This is a genomic window from Angustibacter speluncae, assembly GCF_054777815.1.
Window position 1 is genome coordinate 3,290 of record NZ_BAAHAF010000031.1, and the last position, 1,556, is coordinate 4,845.

Sequence of the window (1,556 nt, forward strand, 5' to 3'; positions counted from 1 at the left end):
GACCCCGACGCCTCCGCCCGCGCGCTGCGGGCGCGGCTGCACGAGCTCACCGGCGCCCGTCCGGCCGTGCTCGTCACCGACACGGCCGGCCGCCCGTGGCGCGACGGCGTCGCCGACTTCGCGCTCGGTGCGGCGGGCCTCGCGGTCCTCGACGACGCCCGGGGCCGGCTCGACGCCCACGGCCGGGCGCTCGAGGTCACCGTGCGCAACGTCGCCGACCAGGTCGCCGGTCTCGGCGACCTGGTGAAGGGCAAGGCCCGCGCCACCCCGGTGGCCGTCGTGCGCGGCCTCGCCGAGGCCGTGCTGCCCGACGACGGCCCCGGCGACGCGGTGCTGGCCCGCGGCCGCGCCGGCGACTGGTTCCGGCACGGCCACGTCGAGGCGGTCTGGCACGCGCTCGGCCTGCCGCCGGGCACCGACGAGGCGCCCCCGCTGGTGGCGGCGTCCGAGCCGGTGGCCGAGGTGCTCGCGCGGGCGGTGCGGGTGGCGCTGCACGGCGACGCCGTCCCCGGCTGCACGGCCGAGGTCGTCCCCGAGGGGGACGCCGCGAGCGTGCTCCTCGCGTGCGACGACCCGTTCGCCCTGGGCCGGGCGGTCGAGCGGGTGAACGCGGCCGCCCGGGCCGAGGACCTGTTGGTCCGACCGGAGGTGGGTCTGCCGGACGGGGCACGCGGGTACCTGCGCGTCACCTACGCTCGTCCGCATGAGTGATCGCGCCTCCGTGACCGACCGGACCACCGACCGGGCGGGCTCGGTGTTCGTCTCGGAGCGCCCGTGGGGGCGGTTCGAGCAGTTCGCGACGAACGAGCCGGTCACCGTGAAGACCATCACGGTCGAGCCCGGCCACCGGCTGAGCCTGCAGCGGCACACCGGCCGCGAGGAGCTCTGGCACGTGCTCGACGGCCGCGCCGACACCCACGTCGACGGCGTCGACCGCGTCCTCGGCCCGGGCGAGCGCGTCCTGGTGCCGCGCGGCGCGACGCACCGGCTCGGCAACTCCGGCGACGTGCCGCTGCGCGTGCTCGAGATCGCCTTCGGCCACTTCGACGAGGACGACATCGAGCGGCTGCAGGACGACTACACCCGCTGACCCCTCAGCGGCCGCGCAGGAACCGCGCCGGCGTGTGCGAGGGCAGCGTCATCCGCGGCGCCCGTCGCGGCCGCCGCGACCCGGCCAGCTCGAGCAGGCGCTGCACCCGGTAGCGGTGCCCGGCGTAGCGGGCCACCACCTCGGCGCACGCGTCGTCGTCGAGCACCTCGCCGGTCAGCGACCACGACACGTCCCGGGCGACGTGGAAGTCGCCGAACGACATGGCGTCCGGGTCGCCGTGCGCCCGCTGGCGCACCTCGGCCGAGGTCCACCGCCCCACCCCCGGCAGCGTCCGCAGCGCCGCGTCGGCCCGCTCGTGGGTGCCGTGCAGCGTCCGCTCGAGCCCGTGCGGCGCACCCGCGCCCGCGAGCAGCGCGGACCGGCGCTGGTGGTCGACCCCCGCCCCGAGCCACGACCAGCTCGGCACCCGCCGCCACGACGCCGCGGTCGGCGCCGTGCGCATCCC

General features: G+C 78.2%; 3 protein-coding genes. 2 read left to right on the forward strand and 1 reads right to left on the reverse strand.

Going from position 1 to position 1,556, the window contains the following annotated elements:
• Window positions 1-711 (forward strand): coenzyme F420-0:L-glutamate ligase (locus tag ACYVKY_RS03350; RefSeq protein ID WP_460433577.1); only part of this gene is annotated, 711 nt, incomplete at its 5' end.
• Window positions 704-1,090, forward strand: coding sequence for a phosphomannose isomerase type II C-terminal cupin domain (locus tag ACYVKY_RS03355; protein ID WP_460433578.1), 387 nt, complete (start codon window positions 704-706; stop codon window positions 1,088-1,090). The genes ACYVKY_RS03350 and ACYVKY_RS03355, both read left to right, overlap by 8 nt.
• Window positions 1,091-1,094: 4 nt before the next feature.
• Here the strand turns inward: ACYVKY_RS03355 and ACYVKY_RS03360 are convergent.
• The coding region (locus ACYVKY_RS03360) for a DNA glycosylase family protein (RefSeq protein ID WP_460433579.1) at window positions 1,095-1,556 on the reverse strand (462 nt) is incomplete at its 5' end.